Genomic DNA, 565 nt, shown 5'->3' with positions numbered 1-565 from the left:
CCGGTGGACGATCAGACCCTGCAGAAGATCGGCGAGATCACCGACGGCCAGGCCTTCCACGCCGACAGCCTGGACTCGCTGGAGAACGTGTACACGACGCTGCAGCGCCAGATCGGCTACGAAACCGTCAAGGGCGATGCCAGCCTGGCCTGGATGCTGCTCGGTGCCGTCGTGATGGCCGGCGCCGTGCTGGCCGGCCTGCTGCTGAACCGCCGGCTGCCCGCCTGATACGCGCTAGGTCGGCAGGCGCCGATTGATCAACAGCGCCAACGCGGTCGCGATCAGTGCGGCCAGCACCCCGAGGCGCAGCCAGCCGGCGCTGCCCGGGCCCGGCACCGTGCGGTAACCGATCTCGTTCTCGATCGCGTTGTAGCTCTTTTCGAGCTCGCCGAGGTTGGTGGCGGTGTAGGGCTGCCCGCCGGAGAGTCTGGCGATCGTCTTCATCTGGTCGGTCGACACCGGGACCGCGACGCGCTGCCCGTCCATCTCGATCTCACCGCCCTTGGTTCCGAACGAGATCGTCGAGATGGGCACGCCCTGGCCCTTGGCCGCCCGCGCCGCGGTG

General features: G+C 68.8%; 2 pseudogenes. One reads left to right on the top strand and one right to left on the bottom strand.

Annotated elements, in window-relative coordinates:
* Nucleotides 1-228, top strand: a pseudogene (locus tag A5775_RS26310) (hypothetical protein); the annotation flags it as partial.
* A 6-nt stretch (nt 229-234) separates the two neighbouring features.
* On the opposite strand, the pseudogene A5775_RS26305 reads toward A5775_RS26310, so the two are convergent.
* Nucleotides 235-565: pseudogene (locus tag A5775_RS26305) on the bottom strand (hypothetical protein); the annotation flags it as partial.

The sequence above is a fragment of the Mycobacterium sp. 852002-10029_SCH5224772 genome, assembly GCF_001667315.1.
Classification (GTDB): domain Bacteria; phylum Actinomycetota; class Actinomycetes; order Mycobacteriales; family Mycobacteriaceae; genus Mycobacterium.
This window is presented reverse-complemented; position numbering and strand designations above follow the sequence as displayed.